At 37.5% G+C, this 20,963-nt stretch carries 14 protein-coding genes, 2 pseudogenes and 1 riboswitch; of the genes and pseudogenes, 6 read left to right on the forward strand and 10 right to left on the reverse strand.

What is annotated here, in order from left to right:
- Positions 1-129: 129 nt before the first annotated feature.
- The 7 genes from AN964_RS11845 to AN964_RS11875 form a co-directional block, all read right to left on the reverse strand.
- On the reverse strand, positions 130-1,323 hold the full coding sequence (locus AN964_RS11845; RefSeq protein ID WP_055739875.1) for a nucleoside transporter C-terminal domain-containing protein: 1,194 nt from the start codon (positions 1,321-1,323) through the stop codon (positions 130-132).
- Positions 1,324-1,470: 147 nt separating this feature from the next.
- Positions 1,471-1,571: riboswitch (purine riboswitch) on the reverse strand.
- Between the two features lie 149 nt (positions 1,572-1,720).
- Positions 1,721-4,768, reverse strand: a complete 3,048-nt coding sequence (gene lacZ / locus AN964_RS11850) for a beta-galactosidase, LacZ type (RefSeq protein ID WP_055739876.1) — start codon at positions 4,766-4,768, stop codon at positions 1,721-1,723.
- Positions 4,769-4,795: 27 nt separating this feature from the next.
- A complete protein-coding gene (locus AN964_RS11855; RefSeq protein WP_055739877.1) occupies positions 4,796-5,620 on the reverse strand; it encodes a carbohydrate ABC transporter permease in 825 nt (274 codons plus the stop codon).
- Entirely contained in the window at positions 5,613-6,539 is a 927-nt protein-coding gene (locus AN964_RS11860) for a carbohydrate ABC transporter permease (RefSeq protein WP_055739878.1), read from the reverse strand. The genes AN964_RS11855 and AN964_RS11860 overlap by 8 nt, the downstream gene beginning before the upstream one ends.
- 130 nt (positions 6,540-6,669) lie before the next feature.
- Entirely contained in the window at positions 6,670-7,956 is a 1,287-nt protein-coding gene (locus AN964_RS11865; protein WP_055739879.1) for an ABC transporter substrate-binding protein, read from the reverse strand.
- Positions 7,957-8,125: 169 nt separating this feature from the next.
- Positions 8,126-9,895, reverse strand: a complete 1,770-nt coding sequence (locus AN964_RS11870) for a sensor histidine kinase (RefSeq protein WP_055739880.1) — start codon at positions 9,893-9,895, stop codon at positions 8,126-8,128.
- Complete coding sequence (locus tag AN964_RS11875; protein ID WP_055739881.1) at positions 9,892-11,448, reverse strand: response regulator transcription factor; 1,557 nt, start codon at positions 11,446-11,448, stop codon at positions 9,892-9,894. Before AN964_RS11875 ends, AN964_RS11870 begins: the two co-directional genes overlap by 4 nt.
- A 213-nt stretch (positions 11,449-11,661) precedes the next feature.
- Between AN964_RS11875 and AN964_RS11880 the strand changes: the two genes are divergently transcribed.
- Complete coding sequence (locus tag AN964_RS11880; protein ID WP_055739882.1) at positions 11,662-13,032, forward strand: M20/M25/M40 family metallo-hydrolase; 1,371 nt, start codon at positions 11,662-11,664, stop codon at positions 13,030-13,032.
- Positions 13,033-13,220: 188 nt separating this feature from the next.
- Here AN964_RS11880 and AN964_RS11885 read toward each other — a convergent pair.
- Together AN964_RS11885 and AN964_RS11890 are read right to left on the reverse strand one after the other, a co-directional pair.
- A pseudogene (locus AN964_RS11885) lies at positions 13,221-13,382 on the reverse strand (MFS transporter); the annotation flags it as partial.
- 288 nt (positions 13,383-13,670) lie between these two features.
- Positions 13,671-14,015 (reverse strand): annotated as a pseudogene (locus AN964_RS11890) (MerR family transcriptional regulator); the annotation flags it as partial.
- A 382-nt stretch (positions 14,016-14,397) separates the two neighbouring features.
- Here AN964_RS11890 and AN964_RS11895 point away from each other — a divergent pair.
- Positions 14,398-15,375, forward strand: coding sequence for an NAD(P)H-quinone oxidoreductase (locus AN964_RS11895; protein WP_055739885.1), 978 nt, complete (start codon positions 14,398-14,400; stop codon positions 15,373-15,375).
- Positions 15,376-15,452: 77 nt separating this feature from the next.
- On the opposite strand, the gene AN964_RS11900 is transcribed toward AN964_RS11895, so the two are convergent.
- Positions 15,453-15,989 carry a GbsR/MarR family transcriptional regulator gene (locus tag AN964_RS11900; RefSeq protein ID WP_055739886.1) on the reverse strand — a complete coding sequence of 179 codons (537 nt, stop codon included), beginning with the start codon at positions 15,987-15,989 and terminating at the stop codon, positions 15,453-15,455.
- Between the two features lie 260 nt (positions 15,990-16,249).
- Between AN964_RS11900 and AN964_RS11905 the strand changes: the two genes are divergently transcribed.
- The 4 genes from AN964_RS11905 (at position 16,250) to AN964_RS11920 (ending at position 20,588) form a co-directional block, all read left to right on the forward strand.
- Complete coding sequence (locus AN964_RS11905; RefSeq protein ID WP_055739887.1) at positions 16,250-17,401, forward strand: betaine/proline/choline family ABC transporter ATP-binding protein; 1,152 nt, start codon at positions 16,250-16,252, stop codon at positions 17,399-17,401.
- Positions 17,402-17,412: 11 nt separating this feature from the next.
- The gene (locus AN964_RS11910) at positions 17,413-18,066 is read left to right on the forward strand and encodes an ABC transporter permease (protein ID WP_055739888.1); all 654 of its coding nucleotides are present in this window, start codon (positions 17,413-17,415) and stop codon (positions 18,064-18,066) included.
- A 13-nt stretch (positions 18,067-18,079) separates the two neighbouring features.
- Entirely contained in the window at positions 18,080-18,991 is a 912-nt protein-coding gene (locus AN964_RS11915; RefSeq protein ID WP_055739889.1) for an osmoprotectant ABC transporter substrate-binding protein, read from the forward strand.
- Positions 18,992-19,904: 913 nt separating this feature from the next.
- The gene (locus AN964_RS11920; RefSeq protein WP_055739890.1) at positions 19,905-20,588 is read left to right on the forward strand and encodes an ABC transporter permease; all 684 of its coding nucleotides are present in this window, start codon (positions 19,905-19,907) and stop codon (positions 20,586-20,588) included.
- Positions 20,589-20,963: the final 375 nt, after the last annotated feature.

The following is a 20,963-nucleotide window of genomic DNA, read 5'->3' on the forward strand; positions in this document are numbered from 1 at the left end:
AGAAACCCCCGTTTTTAAAATTTAGGTTGTAAAGCAAACGCATCTTCTATATGGTTCCTCTTTCTTTTTGAAGACATACACATAAATGACTCGAGGGGGTTTCTGAACAAAATTGCGCATTTTTGTGAATTACCAAACAAACAATCCAACAAACATTGCACTCAAGAGTGAAACAGCAATACCGCTCACTAAAAGCTTCCAAACATTTTTCCCAATGATTCTGGACTTCTCATCGCCTATGATAGAGCTAATAGCCCCATAAATCATGCCAACCGTACTGAAATTGGCAAAAGAAGTTAAAAAGGTTGTCGCAACGGCTACCGTATGAGGCGGCAGCGAATGTATTTGATTTTTTAAATCCATCATCGCGACAAATTCATTGGTAGCAAGCTTGATTCCCATTAGACGAGCAACGTACAGGGCATCATGGCCGGACAATCCAAGAAGAAAGGCAAAAGGACTAAAAATAATGGAGAAAATCTTTTGGACCGTTAGTCCGTGTATAAAAAATCCTAAAATTCCATTTAAACAGGCTGTTAAAGCAACATAACCGACAACCATAGCCAAAATGACAATAACCATTTTTATACCGACAAGCATACTATTCGAAATCGTAGAGAAGAAATCTTTTCGTTCCTTTTTGGATGGAACGTAGACTACATCTTCTTCTTTGGTAACTTCAATGGGATTTAAAACACTTGCAAACAATAAGGCGTTTAAACAGTTTAATGGAATTGCAGCAAATACATACTCTCCCGGAACCATGCTTAGATATGCTCCTATAATAGAGCCGCTAATACTGCTCATGCTCATAATTCCAAATGTAAGCAGACGGTTTTCCTTCAATACGGAAAGTTGCTGGCGGATAACGGCCAATGCCTCCGTATTTCCGAGGAACATCATTTGCAAGGAAAAGAAGCTTTCAAGCTTAGGTAACCCTGAAACTTTTGAAATGACCCAGCCGACTTTATCAATAATCCATGTTAAAATACCGAAGTAACTTAGGATATCAAAGAAGGTAATGATAAAAATAATTGGCATTAAGGCACTAAAGAAAAAATCAACCGTAGGATTCGCCATTACGGATGGGAAGGCAAAGGAAATTCCCTGATTTGCACAGGATATGAGAAAAGTAAAAAACGATGCAATTTTATTTATCACCCATATCCCAATTTGGGTTCCAAGCATAAACCACGTTATAAGGAGTTCCACTACGATTAAACTAAGAATGGACCGCCATTTTATCCTTTTCTTATTAGGCGAACAAAGGAATACCAAACCAAAAACGACTAGGATCCCTACTATATTCAATAAAAAAAACATGCTAACAACTCCTTACATAGGATTCCCTGTACCTCTATTCCCCCAGCCACAGACTGAAGTATGAATAATAGAACGCGGAAACCCTATTAACCTGATACAGTATCTAATAAACCGTATCTAAGGAAATAGTCTGCATGTTTATTTCTAAGTTTATTCATACTTCCCTGTAGTCCGACAATTATGGCTGCCGGGTAGAAACTATCAGACCATTCAACTGATATTATACAAGGATAATTTTTTGACCTCATAAGTCTATAATAAGGATCAAAATTCAACAATATATTTATTAGAAGTTGTAATCATTTTATAAATATTAATAGTAGGAAGATTCGATATGGTAAACCCTTTCTTCATTCGTCCTTTGAATTTTTTGTGTGTAAACACGACTTTGCTAGAATCAATTGGAATTGGAATGAATCGGTTTAATGATAAAGTCAAATTCCAATTTCTGATTCGAATGAATAAGGTATTCATCATGAACGGGCGCTCCCCAGCTGTCATCTCCCCCAACACCCATTTGCATTCCAACTGTTACAACCGTATAGTGTATATTTGGCAATTCATAATGATGCATCGCATTTTCGAGTTCAAACGCGGTATATGGAGAAAAATTACATTCTAATGGTTCAGAAACTGCTACTATCTTAATCCCAAATCCATCACTATTTTGCAAACTTACCCGCCTAACTCCTGTTCTATTGCCTGATTCCTGCGGCATGACATAATCGGACAAGTTAGTTGAAACATTGTTTTTAAATATGCATAACCTTGCCCCATTATTTCGGTCCAAATAGTTTTCCTCCGGACCCATTGCATACCATTCCAGCAGATGATAATCAGCGGGAACTTTAAATGTTAGTGCGAATATAGGCAGCTGTGGAAGATTGTCTGCCCCATTATAAATGGATTTTATAGAAATACTCCCGTCTGGGTACACAGTATAGATATGTTTTACTTCTATTTTCTGATGAATAGAAAACTTATAAGTAAATGCTATGCGAATAACATCCTGTTCTTCTTTCACTTCAATCTTTTCACATTTCCGAGCCAAGCTAGCAGCATACCAAAGCCCTGAATGATATCCTTGGGAAAAACCTCGATCATTGTCGGTGGTTGCTCGCCAGAATAATGGGGCAATCGGTGTAGAGAGCATTTCTTTGCCAAAATAATTTAAGGATACAAGACTCCCTGCCTGTTTTGAAAAAAGAATAGAAAAATCTTTTCCATGAATCCCGAAATTCACATCACCGTGGACCACCTTAAGTTTCCCTTGTGGAATATGTGTTTCCTCTTCCCCTTTTCCTTTAAAAACATACTGCCCAAACGCTATTTCATACCCTGCTTCGGCCCAAAGAGTATCTTCCTTTAATGTAAAGGAGGCATGAATACAATATTCGCCTTTTTCACTAAAAATATGAGCTGGCAACTTAATCTCTGCCCTTCCCTCACTCAAAGGTGCTATATTCACTTGAAGATAATCTCGGAACAATTCCTCTCCTTCATGATAAAGAATAATTTCGAGATCATAATCCGATGTATCTGAAAATAGATTATCATTCCGTATTGTAATGCCAGTGCGATCCGGGAGTAATTTCAGGTTTTGATATAAATATTTTACTTCCTGCATCTTAGGTGATAGCTTTCGATTAGCATATACAATACCATTGGTGCAAAAACCGTAATCGGTAGGACGATCATCGAAATCGCCGCCATACGCTAAGTACTCTTTCCCATAACGGTCTTTTTTCACGAGCGCCTGATCGATAAAATCCCAGATAAATCCACCCTGATACATTGGGTATTTTCGCTCGAGATCTGTATATTTTTTCATTCCTCCAAGGGAGTTTCCCATTGCATGCATGTATTCACAGCTTATATAAGGCTTATTAGGGTTTTCAGCTAAATACTTTTCAATATCGGCAGGTTTTGCATACATACGGCTTTCCATATCGCTTGTATCATCATAATCACGGTTATGAAACACCCCTTCATAATGGACGAGACGTGATGAATCAACAGATTTAAAATAACGAGAAACATTTAAAATTACCTCACCTGCATATGATTCATTCCCACAGGACCATATCAATATGGAAGGATGATTCTTGTCCCGTTCATACATAGAAATCGCTCGGTCCAACACAATATCTTGCCATTCTGGCTTGTTTCCAGGTATGTTCCAAGAAGGATCAACCGCCCCCATCTTTTGCCATGAACCATGCGTTTCTAAGTTCATTTCATCGATAACATATATTCCGTATCGGTCACATAACTCGTACCATTCGCTTTGATTAGGGTAATGGGAGGTCCGAACGGCGTTAATATTATGCTGCTTCATCGTTTTTATATCCCATAACATATCTTCTTTTGTAATGGCGCGCCCTCTTCGACAATGGAATTCGTGCCGATTTACGCCTTTGAACACAATCCGTTCTCCATTTAGTTTCATTACCTTATCCACGATCTCGAATTTCCGAAACCCTATTGATTGAGGGACAACCTCTACTAATCTGCCATCCTTATTAAAAACTTGAATATAGAGTTTATATAAATAAGGATTTTCTGCACTCCACAGCTTTGGTGACTCTACTGAACAGGTAAGGGATCGTTTTCCATTAGCACCTTCCTTTTCAGTTGTTGTTGCTATTAGAGTTCCAGCAGCATCGTATAATTCGCCAACTATTTTACCAAGATGACCTGAAGTGAATAATGCTAAATCTAATGAGAGGGTTCCTTTCGTAAAAGTCGAATTCAAATCGGTCTCGACCCGGATATCTGATACATGGATTTCAGGAATTGTATAAAGGTAAACATCTCGGAAAATTCCAGAAAACCGCCAAAAATCCTGGTCTTCCAGCCAGCTTCCGGTGCTTCGTTGATAAACCTCTACAGCCAATTTATTCTCGTAATCTCTCAGATATGGTGTTAAATCAAATTCCGCTGGTGTAAAGGAATCCTCGCTGTAACCAACAAATTCCCCATTCACCCAAACGAAAAAAGCCGATTCTACTCCCTGAAATGAAATAAAAACAGGTCGATCCTGCATATTTTCCGGTACATCAAAATACCTCACATAACTTCCAACCGGATTAAAATCCGTTGGTACTTCCGGCGGCCGAATAGACTGAAGTCCATCCCAAGGATACATCGTATTTACATATTGAGGGTTGCCATAGCCCTGCAACTGGATATGTCCGGGAACTTGAATATCGCCCCAACTCGTACAATTAAAATCTAATTGGTAAAATTTTTCCGGTCGAGTTTCCGGATTGTTGGAATAATAGAACTTCCAATTTCCATTTAACCCACAACGCATTGGCATTGGATTAGCATTTTTCGCTTCCTCCAGCGACTCATAGTAAGAATGGTCTGAATGCGCTTTAAGACGATTAACAGCAAATACATTTACATCTGAAAGCCAGTTTATATCTGGTTTTGTCATCATAATCATTACACCTCTTTGTATAAAATTTTATTTAACCGATCCCATCATTCCTGCCACGAAATGCTTTTGCATGATAAAAAAGATCAAGGCTGCTGGGAGGGTTGCAATAACGATTGCAGTCATAATCATTCCATAGTCAGGAGAATAACTGGACCCCAGGTTGGAAATTAATAACGGAATCGTTTGATTCTCAGGAGATTGCAGAATAACCAGTGGCCATAAATAACTGTTCCAAGAAGACATAAAAGTAATGATGGCTGCTGCCGCATAACTCGTTTTCATCGTTGGAATATAAATTCGAAAAAATACTCCAAATTCCGTTAATCCATCCATTCTGCCCGCTTCCAGAATATCCTTAGGAAACATCTTCGTACTTTGCCGAAAAAAGAAAATCAGGAAAGCAGTCGTAATCGTTGGCAAAATGACTGCTGTATGCGTATCGATTCCAATCATTGGTGCAGTTTGTGAAATGGATCCAAACATTTTGAATAGAGGAACCATCAAAGCCGCAAATGGGATCATCATGGAAAGCAGCAAAATATTAAACACCAAATCCTTCATTTTACTTTTAAAAATTTCAAATCCATATCCCGCTAAAGAGGCAATCAGTAAGGCAAGTACTGTAGTGATAATCGAAATTTTGGCTGAATTCATTAAGGCGGTCCCTAGCTCTGCCCTTTCTAGTAAGTGGTGGAAATTTTGCAGCAACTGACTACCAGGAAGGAATCTTCCTTTTGTTACATCTACGGACTTATTTGTAGCGCTAACAATCATCCATATAAACGGAAAGATGGAGATAATGGAAGCGATTGTTAAAATAATATAGTTGAAAATATATTTCCCTTTATTCATTTTTATCACCTGCCACTTTAAATTGGATAAGGGAAAAGAATATAATTAATATCACAATAGAATAAGAGACTGTTGCCGCATATCCAAAATCAGGCGTATATTTAAAAGATAGATTATAAATGTATTGTGAAATCGTCATCGTAGCATTTCCCGGTCCGCCCTTTGTAATATTCATCACTTCATCGAATAATTGAAGTGTACCGATAGTGGATGTAATAGAAGTAAATAAAATAATCGGCTTAAGCATTGGAATGGTAATCTTAAAAAACTGTTGCACGGATGAAGCTCCATCGATTCTTGCCGCTTCATAAACGGATTCATCCACATTTTGAAGGGCCGATAAAAAGAAAATCATATTATACCCCGTCCATCTCCAGGTAATCGCAATAATGATTGCAATCTTCGCCAAAAATGGATCGGTTAACCACGGTATTGGTTCGGAAATGATTGATAGTTTTAAGAGAAATAAATTAATAATGCCATCCTGACCAAACAAATATTTAAAAATCACCGAATAGGCAACAAGGGAAGTCACACAAGGTAAAAATATCGCTGTACGATATACCCCTTTTAGCTTTAATTTCTTATTACTAAGTAAAACCGATAGAAACAAAGCTAGAATGATCATTAGCGGAACTTGAATAATTAAATAGATCACCGTATTCTTCACGGTCGTAAGAAACACAGGATCTTTAAATAAACGAACATAATTATCGATCCCCACAAAAGTTTGGTTCATTCCATTTCCTGTATGAAAAGACATGATAAGTGCTTGAATCATTGGATAGAAATAAAAGAGACAGATTAATATGGTTGATACTGTAATGAAAGACCATCCAATGATCGCTTTTTTCGTCCGAAGTTTTCTGCTCGAATTTTTTGCTAAATATATATTCTGATTAGCTTTAGCCGGTATCATATTTTCCACTCCTATACAAAAAGCCTTGGAAACCTTAGCTCCCTTCATCACTATTTTCGGAGGAAGCTTACAGATTCCAAGGCGAATTCTCTAAAATGAAAATTGCCTTGCTTGGATGTTAAAAGAATCCCTATTTAATTTGCTCCTCTGCTTGTTTTTGTGCATCCTGAAGCACTTTATCCAGGGCTTTTCCTTTTAAATAATCCTGCATTGCGGCAGCAAGAATATCCTCAATTTCATAAGTGTGCAACCCGTAGTTTACTTGAGGAATTTTCTCCGTCCAGCTTGCGAAATCGGAAATGATATTTTGTCCACCAAAGAAGTCATCACTTGCTTTATAAGCTTCACTATCAGCTGCAGGCTTATACGTTCCGATTGCACCTATTTCCTTCACTAATGTTTGGTAGAAGTCGACATTGGATCCAAAGGTCTTCGCTAAGAAATCGGCTGCTTTTTCTTTCCCGGGTACATTTAGTACATACCATGAGCTTCCGCCTAAGTTTGAGGCATTAACAGAATTAGCGGTTCCAGAAAGTTTCGGAAAAGGTACGACTGCCCATTTACCAGATTGAGAGCTTTCGGCTTTTATAGAAGGAGTAATCCAATTACCTGTTGGAACACTGGCAACAGATCCACTATTAAAACCAGCAACAAACTGGCTCCAATCCGAGGTTGGTTTCACAATATCCGCATCAATGATTTTCTTATACGTTTGAAATGCTTCCTTTAAGGCGGCATTATCAACGATATCAGGTGTTTGTCCGTCTCTCTTCACATACCATGAGCCACTTGACTGAATCATCATTCGAATAAGGCCAAGATCTTTTGGATCCTGTGTCAGCATTTGTTTTCCTGTAGCTTCTTTGATTTTCTTTCCGATTTCAATGTATTTGTCCCAATCCATATTTTGCAAGTCATTTACAGAGTATCCCGCTTTTTGTAAATAGTCAGTCCGTACATATAAACCTGTTACGCCAGTATCAAAGGGCACACCGTAATTTTTTCCATCTAAAGTATTGGCAGCTATCTTATAGGAAGCAAAATCATCTGTCTTATAAGAACCTGTTAAATCCTGAAACATATCTGGATAGGATTTTAAGAAACCTTGCGAACGATAGTCTTCAATCAAGACAATATTAGGAAGTCCTTTTGTTGTTCCAGAGCTAAGGGTGGTATTCAGTTTTTGAACGATATCATCTTGTGCCATCTCTACTACTTTTATCTTTAGCTTCGGATCCACTTTACTATATACTTCTTTTGCGATATTCATCGCTTTAATATTAAAGTTAGGATCCCATGCCCAAACAGTAATTTCCTTAGTGTTTTTTCCTTCGCCAGATGATTTTTGGCTGGATCCGGAAGAACATGCAGTCAACATCAGCATACATACCAAAAAGAGTGCAAGTACTTTTTTCATTTCCATTCCCCCATTATGATTTATGAAAGCGTTATCTTCTTGTAAGAATTATGGTAACATCTGAATATAAAAAATGGTTAGGAGGATTTTCTTGAAAAATGGTAATATTTTATCCGTTTGAATCCGTTTACATTTAAAGTTTGAACTATTTTTAGATTTTGGTATTTTTTTATGATGGTTGTGCCGGCATAATAATAAGGACCTTCGTACCCACATCAGGCTCACTCGTAATCGTAACACCATATGCTTCCCCGTAGATTAGCTGTATCCGTTCATGAACATTCCGAACCCCTATTCCGGAGAACAGCTGCTGTTTTCGCTTTGTTTTTGGGAGCTTCATGTCTATCTGATTCATTCCATCTCCATTATCCGTCACTTCACATTTAAGATTGTCGCCTTCACGCCAAATCAAAACATTAATGGTCCCTTCCTGCTTTCGATTAAATCCATGAAAAAAGGAATTTTCGATAAATGGCTGTAAAATTAGTTTTGGTATTGGTAGATTCATACAATCAGGTCCTACGAAATAATGAACTTTTATTCGATTCCCGTAGCGCATTTGATTTATTAACACATAGTTTCTTAGATTCTCTAATTCCTGTTCAATCGTGATCGTTTCGTTTACATTTCCAATCGTATTTTGTAATAAGGAAATTAAAGCATTAATAATGGCTTCCGAATCTTCTTTTCCGCCCTGCCTCACCAAAAATTTAATCGAAGCTAAAGTATTGTACAGAAAATGCGGGTTTATTTGTTGTTGCAAAGCGGCAAGCTCTGCATGTCGCTGTTGTTTTTGCGAAAGGATTAATTGGTCCACATATTCATGCAATTCATCCAGCATAGAATTGAAAGCATTTCCTATTTGCATCGTTTCATATGTACCGGTAACCGCTACATATTGATCGAAATTGTTTTTGGAGACGTTGCTGATTTGCTTCACTAAATTGGATAGGGAATTGGTTAACTTTCTTGATGCAAAAAATACAATGAGTAAAGCCAGCAGGACAATCCCTATTGTAATCAGTGTGATTTCCCTCGTATCGATTAAATCGCCAAACGCTGTTTGTTTATCAATAATATTAAATAGGTACATATCAAAGGAAGGAAGATAATTCATTAAGATAATTTGGTCCTTCCCCATAAACTTTCCGACAATATACTCACGGGGAGTGTTTTTTAACTTTGCTGCATAGGTCAACAAATCATTTGACTTATTTCCAATTAATTTCGTCTGATTACTTGAAGCGATGTACCCAGACTTATCTACTAGATAGACATTATTCCCTGGGCTTGTATAACTGGAATAAAACTTCCTAATCTCTTTTTCTGATATGGCAAAATACATAGAACCATAAATTTTATCTGTAATCCGATCCATTAACGCTCTTGTTGCAACAATGTACTGTTTAGTTTTCGTTGTTGAGGAAGAACTTTCGAGACGATTGAATTGATACATCAGCTTTTTTGGTTGGTCTAATGTATTTTTCCGAAGTGAACTGTTCTCAAGTACATGATCAGATATTGGCCAATAGTTTTGATACGTCGAAAAACTAACCCCATTGATCCCCATAACCACAATATCCATGTCATAAGGTACGAAGTTAGATTGTATCCGCTTCATTTGCTGCCCCATGTTATAAAAGGAAGACATTTTTTGCTTATTTGTTTGTTTTTCGCTCAGCACAGACTTAATCGTGCCGCTCGCGAGAATGCTGTTAGATGCTTGGACAATAGAATAATTAAATGTTTCAAAGCTATCGATGACCTGGCTCATCACCGTTGCATTCATGATGCTGAATTTCCCAAAGAAAAATTTCTCTGCCATTCTTACAGTGGTCCAAGCAATCGTGACGGATACAATAATTATGATAATGACGGTAATAAGAAACATATTGATAAATAACCCGCTGTGTTTAAATCGGTTAGGAATAACTCTCATCTCTTCCATCTCTTATCGATCATCTTTTTTCGTTTGTATTGACTGGGAGACATGCCTTGCACTTTTTTAAAGACCTTACAAAAATAACTATGATCGGAGTACCCTACCATTGCACTAATTTGCGATATGCTGGCCGCATTCTGAATGAGCAGTTTAGATGCTTCTTCTATGCGAATTCGATTCAAATATTCATTAAACCCTTCTTTATTATGTAAGGAAAAATAACTGGAAAGATAGGATGGGCTAAAATGAAATTGTTTTGCCACTTCTGTTAAGGAAAGCGGCTCATTGTAATGATTCTTTATATATTCCAACATCTTTTTTATATTAAAATTATCTGGTTGATTATGCGCTGCTGTTATACAATGATTAGCCAATTTGATAAAGCGGTTTAAAATCTGTAATGTGTCTTCAGCGGAAGACGCTTCCTCGATCCATTTAAAATAAGTATACTTCTCCTTATCAAGTTCCTTCACATCTAAATCCATATTGCCGAGCAGGATAATAATATTAAAGATACTGTTTCCCAAAAATGACTTATATTCAAAAATATCCATTGTATAACACTTGGATAATGCAGAAGCATAAGATGTTAAATAGGAAAATGCTGATTCAAATTTCCTGTGTTTGAATTCATTGGTAAACCATTCCAGATTAAATGGATCACGTTGACTTGGAAGTTCAGGGAGGGTTTTTTCCGTTAACACGGACTTCCCAACTATATAAAAATGATATTGAAATAGTTTTAATAATTCTTTGTATATTTCTTCTATTTGATAAATATCCTCAAATACATTACTAACAGCAAATTTTGCTTCCCCCATTAATCTAGCTAAAGATTGGGCAAATTCTATCACTCTATGATCACTGCATGGCTTTATATTAAGAACAAAGAGAATGCAAGACTGATCCGTACTTAGTTGATAATATGTACCAGAGCTAAAGCTTTTATTGAATTCATTTTCTAATTCCTTTTTTACTAAATGAATATTATTGGATCGAGAATTCTTTAATGCAGCACCTAATAAATAAAAGTGACTATATGGAAACTCTTTAACCATTTCCTCTTCTTCCAAACAAACGTCATATCCACAAACCAACCTTCCTAGCTTTTGTTCTATTGAAAGGTTTTCGTTTATTTGTTTTACTGTATCTTGAAACTGCGGTATTCGTTTCGCAGCAGTTCTTAACACTGTTAAGAGCCCTTCTGCATCAAGCTTTGGCTTCAAAATATAATCCACCACTCCATTTTGAAAGGTAGACCGAACATAATCATATTCGCTAAAGCTGCTAAGAATGATGATTTCCATTTGAGGGTATTTTTCTTTTACTATTCTCGTTAATTCCTCACCATCCATAATAGGCATCATAATATCCGTCATCACGATGTGCGGGGCCACTTTTTCAATTAGTTCCAACGCTTCTTGCCCATTCGAAGCTTCCCCGACAATTTGAAATCCTTCTTTTTCCCAATCGATATAATGCTTAATCCCTTGCCGGATTAATAATTCATCATCTACAATTAGCGTTCTACACAGTTCTGAAGTTGCCACTAACTCCCCTCTCCTTTTCCCCTCCATTTAGTAGGTTATACTATTTATATATCATAATACTGGCGGATTTTTTATATAAATCAGAAAATATAAATATTCCCTAATCGAGTATCCCCCTATTTTCCCAATCATCATGTCCATTATTATACATATACTGAATATTTTGTATATAATAAAAATACTGATCACAACATTTGAAAGGGAGTTCTTAACATGAGCATGGAAAAAGTAAAAGATTTTGTAGCTTCTAATTCTAATCAGCTTGCATTTTTAGATCAACTATATAGCCTTTTACGTCAAAAAAGCATTAGTGCACAAAATGACGGCGTAGAAGAATGTGCGAAGCTTGTTATGGAAATGATGAATGAAATCGGGATCACAACGAAGCTCATTGATACAGATGGTCATCCAGTTGTATATGGGGAACTCATCAATCCGGAAAATACCTTTACCCTCTTAATCTATGGTCATTATGATGTGCAGCCCCCAGAACCGCTCGAAAAATGGGTATCTAATCCATTTGAACCAGAGATTCGGGATGGAAGAATCTATGCACGAGGTGCTGGTGACAATAAAGGACAGCTACTCGCACAACTTCTTGGTGTGAAAACATATTTAGAAACAATTGGAGAATTACCTATTAATCTAAAATTTGTGTTTGAAGGAGAAGAAGAAATCGGCAGCATTCATTTAGCTTCTTTCGTAGAAAAACATAAAGAATTATTGAAAGCAGATTTAGTATACACTTCCGATGGTTCCTTACATGAAAGCGGATCACCTATCGTTTTATTGGGCGTTCGAGGAATGCTGGCAATCGAGTTGGAAGCAAAAGGTGCTGATCGCGATAACCATTCGGGTAATAAAGGAAATATTGTTCCGAACCCTGTCTGGAAATTGATAGACCTTCTGCAGACGATGAGAGATAAAGAAGGAAACGTATTGATTGAAGGATTCTACGATAACATTCTTCCCTTATCCGACTATGAAACAGAATTATTAAAGAAAATTCCTTTTGATGCCAAAAGCGTAGGAGAAAAAATTGGGTATCCGCAATTACATATGAACGGTGAAACCTATTATCAAAAGTTAATCATGGAACCTACTTTTAATATTTGCGGAATCGAAAGTGGATACACAGGGGAAGGAGTAAAAACGATTATTCCCTCAACAGCCCGCGTAAAATTAGATATTCGTCTTGTTGTAGATCAAGATCCAATGGATATTTTTAATAAAATTAAATCTCATGTGTCGGAGCATGCTCCGGATGTGAAGGTTACCTATTTAGGATCGATGCAGCCTTCGCGAACCAATGCGGAATTGAAAGTAGTTCAAACAGTCGTCCATGCGGTTCAACAGGCCTATGAAACTGAACCTCTCATTCAACCAGGCATGGGTGGGTCATTGCCGAATTATGTATGGACAAAACTACTGGAACTTCCCTCTGTTATTGTTCCGTATGCGAACTTTGATCAGGGAAACCACTCCCCTAACGAAAATATTAAAATCAAAAACTTCTTAAATGGTGTGATTTGTACTGCTCACGTTATCGATGCGTTAGGGAAATCGGCCAATAGGAATAGTTAAGGTTAATCATTCATATAAAGAATGGCGAGCTACCTGCCATTCTTTATATGAAATTTGTTAAAAACGGCTTGAAACCGACAAAAATCGAAATAGTAGATAGAAGAATTTTAGTGTCTTCTTACACCATAATTTACAACAATTTAAACACTCATTTTTCCAGTCTCAAAGTTGATTTCCAACCTTTGTGAAATTATTAGGGTCATGGAACAGCTTAATGCTGATCCTGTTAGCTTTAAAACATATAACCCTAGAGCAAAATTAAAAATGACATTACCAAATATCGAAATAGTTTTCCCTGTAGAAAAGAGTAATAAATTCTTTTTCGCTATTGGATATCTTTCATCGTTCATTTTCAAACTTATTGCATCCATTTTCTGCACCTCACTATACTTTTTTATAAGTATAAGAAGTCGTGTGAACCCGACATCAATAGGTAATTTCAAAGAATAATTTAGGCAAAAATAAAAAAGATAGTGCAAACCCTACCTTTTACCAAAGCTCTTTTCTTAAACTTTGTTGCTTTTATATGTTATTTGTTTAAAAAGTGAATAAATTTGGTAAGAAAAGTTGCCCCGAAACCAATCCTACGTAGGATTTATAACAAACGACGAACAATGTTGCGGAATCAGCCATTTAGCTGTTAAATAATCCAATTTTGTCCTCAGCTTCTCCTTTATTTCGATTAAAGACTTTATTTCCTGTTCGATTTTCTCATATTTCTCGATAAATAGAGATTGATAGTATGTATCTTTTTCATAATCCGTAAATTTAGCAAAAGTTTGATAAAGAAAAATCATTTTAGTCTCGTTTAAACTGAATCCCCTCCCCTTCAATTCGAAAATGAACTCTAAATCATTTTGACGGCGCTCCTCAAAAAAATATTGCCCCCCTCTTTTTTCCGGAACGATCAGACCAAGATCCATATAATGCCTAATCGTATCAATACTTACATTATTTATTTCTGCAAATTTACCAATTCTCACTTTTACATCCCGAATCACATCACCATGTTTCTAATAATTTATATTTAGACATTTTTATGTAATTTCCTTTTTTAAAGGCTGTTTTCGTACTAATTGTTACTTGTCGTCATTGGTTATAAATCCTAAGTTTCGGGGCATCTTTTGTTATTTTTAATCTAAATGAGGTTGTTACTCAGAATTTCATTTACAAAAATAACAAAGTATATGAAAAGAGCCTTTTTAAAAAGCAATTGCATATTATTTGATTCTCGGGAAATGTTCCTTTAGGATAAATGGCAGACCTTAAAACCAAAATAAAATTTCACCAAACACTAAATTAATTGGTCATGGTTATCCTATTAAATGGTGATTTAACAATAATTCATAGTAGGAAGTGTTCAAAATGAAGGCTGTTATCGTAAAAAAACCAGGAGGTCCAGAACAACTTGAAATAGTTGAAATGCCCACTCCAAAACCGAAAAAAGGAGAATTACTGATAAAAGTACAGACTGCTGCAATCAACCGAACAGATATTGTCACTCGTGAGGGAAAAGCTGGTTATGCTCTCAATCCAATCTTAGGGGTTGAAATTGCTGGCACTGTTGTAGAAACGAATGGAAATGAAACTTTCTCAATCGGTGACAGAGTAATGGGCCTTGTTAATGGCGGCGGATATGCTGAATATGCCGTCATGCCCGCTGATCGTGCGATGAAAATTCCTGACTCACTATCGTTTGAAGAAGCAACAGGTATTCCTGAGGTGTTCCTAACTGCCTATCAAACACTGTATTGGATTGGAAAATTGCAGGAACAAGAAACTGTGTTAATTCATGCAGGTGCAAGCGGCGTCGGTACCGCTGCGATTCAATTAGCAAAAAAACTTAGTAATGCCAAAGTTATTGTTACTGCTGGCTCAAAAAGAAAGCTTGACTTTTGCAGAGAGATTGGCGCTGATGTACTAATAAATTACAAGGAACAGTCATTTGAAGAAGAGGTTCTAAAAGCGACAAACGGTCATGGTGCAGATTTAATTTTAGACTTTATTGGTGCCGATTATTGGGAAAAAAATTTAGCGAGCATCAAAAAAGAAGGTCGTTGGGTACTTATCGGAATCTTAGGTGGCAGTGAAGTAGAAAAGATGAACTTATTCAGCCTTATGTCAAAATGCGTTCAAATTACTGGAACCTTACTAACCCCTAGAAGCGATGAGTATAAAGCACTTTTAACAAAAGAATTTATGGAAACGGTAGCGCCATATATCGAACGAAAAGAAATAATGCCTGTAATCGATGAGGCATTCCCTCTGGACATGGTGCAAAAAGCGCATCAATATATGGAAGACAACCGGAATATTGGCAAGATTATCTTAAAGATCAACTAGTATTGATATCCCATGGAACAAAATAACCCTTCCAAATGATTAATCAGGAAGGGTTCCTTATTTGATTCAGTGATTACTCATGTTTTTGGAACATGTTTAAATATTTCATTGCTTTCAAAAAACTCAACTAGGCGAGTCAACCAATTATAATAATCGGCCCACTTTTTCATTTCGACTAGCAATTCATTTACTTTTTCCTCAAGTTCAGGTGATAGTTCCTCATTTTCCTTTAGATCCGTTAATTCTCGGAATACTTTCTTTTCAAACATTTTATTTCGATTAATGGTTTTTCTCCAATTGGACGTAAAAATAGTAATAAAGGTTTCGTAATAATCATCTTCGACATCGTAGATATCTTTGCGAACCCCTTTTTCGAAGACTTTTTCCGCAATATTAATTTCGACCATTTCGCGTACAACCTGGCTCATTCGTGTCTTGCTCATGCCAGTTTCCGCTGAAAGCTCGTCCAGTGTCATCGGTTTGCGGTTCATATATATAATCCCAAGCACTCTCCCTACTGTTGAAGAGACTCCATATGCACGCATATTATCAGCAATTTTTTCTATATATTGGTCTTTCACTTGATTAATGATTTCTAAGGGCTTTTCATCCACCGGTAGCAATCTCCTTTCGACTACCAATTATACTACGTCACTGTAACATACATCCATATAAAAATAAAATCTGATATACGGCAGTATTCAGGAGTATTTTTTAGAAAAGTTGGGTAATTACAATATTAGAACATTATACAATCTATATTCGTATGATAATCATGAAATATGTACATTTTATAAACTTTTTATTTCACAAACTTTACAATATACTAAAATAGTAATAGCCATAAATATAGGATTTACGGAGGTGCTTTAATTTGCTGAAATTTGATCATGTAACTAAGGTGTATAAAGGAGGAAAAACCGCGGTTAAGGATTTGAACATGGAGTTTCTGCCCGGTGAATTTATTGTATTTATTGGTCCAAGCGGCTGCGGGAAAACCACGACCATGAAAATGATTAACCGACTGATTGAACCTACAAGCGGCAGTATTTATATTAATGGAAAAAATATTTTAGAAAAAGATCCTGTCCAATTAAGACGGGAAATCGGCTACGTTATTCAACAAATCGGTTTATTCCCCCACATGACGATTCAACAAAACATTTCACTCATTCCAAAACTATTAAAATGGCCGGAAGAAAAACGCCGGGACCGGGCCAAAGAGCTACTGAAACTCGTCAACATGACAGAAGATTATTTAGATCGTTATCCACATGAATTAAGCGGCGGTCAGCAACAGCGGATTGGGGTATTGCGTGCCTTAGCTGCCGACCAGCCATTGATCCTAATGGACGAACCGTTTGGTGCTTTGGATCCCATTACACGTGATTCCTTACAAGACGAATTCAAAAAACTGCAAAAAACATTAGGAAAAACGATTGTGTTTGTTACCCATGATATGGATGAAGCATTGAAGCTTGCTGACCGCATTGTCATTATGCGGGACGGACAATTGGTACAAATCGGCACACCAGATGAAATTTTACGAGAACCAGCTGATTCTTTTGTTGAAGAATTCATTGGAAAAGAACGATTGCTGCAGGCAAGACCTAATATTCAAACGGTTGAACAAGTGATGAATCCTAAACCAATCACCATTACAGAAGATAAAACCTTATCAGAAGCTATTCAAATCATGAAGGAACAACGAGTAGATTCCCTTTTAGTGGTGGATCAGTACCAAATTTTAAAAGGATATATCGACGTAGAAATGATTGATCAAAATCGAAGAAAATCTGTAAGTGTTGGAGATATTCTTGCGACAGAAGTGTTTGCGGTTCAAAAAGACTCTCTCGTACGAGAATCTATTCGTCAAATATTGAAAAGAGGAATGAAATATGTCCCTGTTGTGGATGAGTTACAGCGTTTAGTAGGAATTGTCACTAGAGCAAGTCTAGTTGATATTGTTTATGATTCCATTTGGGGTGATTCAGAAGAGGAACTTCAAGAAAAACATGTAGGATAGGAGGAATCCAGATGGATAGTTTACTACAGTTTTTAAATAGCAATTGGACCGAATTATTATTTAAGACATGGCAGCATTTCTATATATCTATTATTGCAGTCATACTCGGTATTATCGTTGCCGTTCCCCTCGGGATTGCGTTAACGCGAGTGCCGAGAGTGGCCGGAATTGTCATGGGCATCGCAGGCGTTATCCAAACCTTTCCGAGTCTTGCTATATTAGCCTTTTTCATTCCCCTGCTTGGGGTTGGAGTGAAGCCTGCCGTCATTGCTCTATTTTTCTATTCAGTCCTACCCATCCTAAGAAACACCTACACTGGTGTAAAAGGAATAGAACAGAATCTGCTCGAAGCAGGACGCGGGATGGGTATGACTGGATGGGAACGGGTCCGTTATGTAGAGATTCCACTCGCCATACCAGTTATCATGGCAGGAATCCGTCTCTCTACGGTTTACTTAATTGGTTGGGCCACCCTTGCCTCTTTTATCGGAGCAGGAGGACTGGGAGATTATATTTTCAGCGGACTTAACTTATATCAAACACAATATATTATCGCTGGTGCAGTCCCTGTTACGATTTTAGCATTAGTAGTCGATTTTCTATTAGGAAAACTGGAAAAATGGGCTACTCCTAAAGGGATTCGCCAAGTAAATGAAGCTGTCTAGGAAGGAGCTAGTTATGAAAAAAAGCAAATGGATGATGATCCTTGTTCTGTCATTTTCATTGCTTATTAGCGGATGCTCCTTGCCAGGCTTAAGTGCATCTTCTAATAAAACAATCAAAATCGGATCAATGGTAACGACAGAATCACAAATATTAGGCTATATGGAAAAATATATGATTGAACATTATACCAATTTAAAAGTTGATATCGTCAATAATTTAGGCTCTTCCATTGTTCTCCACCAAGCAATGGAAAATGGAGATGTGGACATTTCCTCTGTTCGCTATACCGGAACAGACTTACCGGGAGCTTTAGGAATGGAACCGGTGAAAGATCCTAAAGAAGCATTAAAAATTGTTCAAAAGGAATTTCAAAAACGCTTTAATCAAACATGGTTTGATTCCTATGGATTTGCTAACTCCTATGCATTTACCGTTTCTAAAGATTTTGCTGAAAAACACCATCTTCAAAAAGTATCTGATTTGAAACCATTGGTTAATGATTTGAGACTTGGTGTCGACAACTCTTGGCTGAAACGGAAAGGCGACGGTTATGAAGGATTTGTAAAAGAATACGGATTTGAATTCGGCCACACTTTTCCAATGCAAATCGGTCTCGTCTATAAAGCCGTCCAAAGCGGGAAAATGGATGTCGTATTAGCCTATACAACAGATGGAAGAATCAACGCGTACAAATTAAAGGTTCTGGAAGATGATAAGCATTTCTTCCCTCCTTATGATGCTTCACCAGTCGCAAGAAATGATGTATTAAAACAACATCCTGAGCTTAAAAAGGTTTTACAGAAATTGGTTGGAAAAATTAGTACGGAAAAAATGCAACAATTAAACTATGAAAGCGATGGAAAAATGAAGGAACCTTCTACTGTTGCGAAGGAATTTTTGGAGAAAAATCATTACTTTGAGTAAGAAAAGCGGGTAAAGTGAAACCGCGCTAGCGTACCGGATATAGTATGTTTAGGCGAGATATAGGAAGGACAGTGGCTGAGGATAAAAAGGAATAATACGGACGGAATCGTTCCCAGTACGGAGGCGGACATGGAAAAATGGTAACAATACCCGTGGAATCGTGCCCAATACCGAGGCTGACATGGAATAACAGGAACAATTCCAGGAGAATCGCGCCCAGTACCGCGGCCGACATGGAATAACGGGAACAATACCAGGAGAATCGTGCCCAATATGGTGGCTGATGAGGAAAAATGGTAACAATACCCGTGGAATCGTGCCCAATACCGAGGCGGACATGGAATAACAGGAACAATACCAGGAGAATCGTGCCCAGTACCGAGGCGGACATGGAGAAATGGTAACAATACCCGTGGAATCGTCCCCAATACGGAGGTTGACATGGAATAACAGGAACAATACCAGGAGAATCGTGCCCAGTATGGTGGCGGACATGGAAAAATGGTAACAATACCCGTGGAATCGTGCCCAATACCGAGGCGGACATGGAATAACGGGAACAATACTCGAGGTATCGTGCCCAATACCGAGGCGGACATGGAATAACGGGAACAATACCAGGAGAATCGTGCCCAATATGGTGGCTGATGAGGAAAAATGGTAACAATACCCGTGGAATCGTGCCCAGTACGGAGGCCGACATGGAATAACAGGAACAATACTAGGAGAATCGTGCCCAATACCGAGGCTGACATGGAATAACAGGAACAATATAACGAATTACATTACGATCTGAAGCTCCTATCCTTATCCGAAGACATAGAAATTCGCTAACGGATGTTGCTTGCGCTAGTCCGAAGCAAATTTGGTAAAAAAATTAAACAATCTTATTTTCTGAGAGAGAGGTGCTTGTATGGCCACACTAAACGGAATTGTTAATTATTATATTCAAAACGGAAGTTACGTTTGGGAACAATTTTACCGCCACTTTCTCATGTCAGCATACGGAGTGTTATTCGCAGCCATTGTAGCAATTCCACTCGGCATCGTAATGGCGCGCTATCATAAATTAAGTGCATGGCTTTTATCATTGGCAAATATCATTCAAACCATTCCTGCCCTGGCGATGGTGTCCGTGCTAATGCTAGTGATGGGATTAGGAACAAACACGGTTGTCCTCTCCCTATTCCTATATTCCCTATTACCAATTCTAAAAAATACGTACACTGGGATCGTGAATGTCGATCACTTCTTATTAGAGTCAGGTAAGGCAATGGGAATGACAAAATTTCAAGTGTTAAGAATGGTAGAACTCCCCCTAGCGCTTTCCGTTATTATGGCAGGTCTAAGAAATGCGCTGGTTATCGCAATTGGGATTGCAACTATCGGAACCTTTGTAGGAGCCGGCGGTCTTGGTGACATCATTGTCCGCGGAACAAACGTAACAAATGGAACCCCAATAATTCTTGCCGGTGCTATCCCTACCGCAGTAATGGCAGTTGGTGCTGACTTTATTATGGGATGGTTAGAACGAAGTCTGTCTCCAGTTAAAAAGAAGAAAAAAGAAGAGAATGTGGAGTTAAAGGAAGCTGCTTAAACAAAGTAGTCATTAAACTTTTATAAAACTACGGCAGACTATGACTTTATTTTTAAGTCATAGTCTGCCGTTATTTTATTTTAAATTTCACGAAAACCCCGATGACAAAGCTCATGATAGTTTATTCTCACCACTTAACCTTACTGTAAACCCATCCAGTAAGGTTCCTAATCCAAAACTAAATTCATTTTCCCAATTTGGGCTTGTTAAAAAACCGGCCAACCTAGTCATATGAGGAAATTTTCTTTTTTCACTAAATAAATAAGCGGAAAAATTTCTCTTAATGAGGAAATAGCATTGAAAATAGGTTAAATAGACGGAAGGATTCCGACTATTGACTGCAAAAAACATGAAAATCGGTAATTTTGCTTTGCT

Origin of the sequence: Heyndrickxia shackletonii, from assembly GCF_001420715.1 — a bacterium.
GTDB lineage: Bacteria > Bacillota > Bacilli > Bacillales > Bacillaceae_C > Margalitia > Margalitia shackletonii.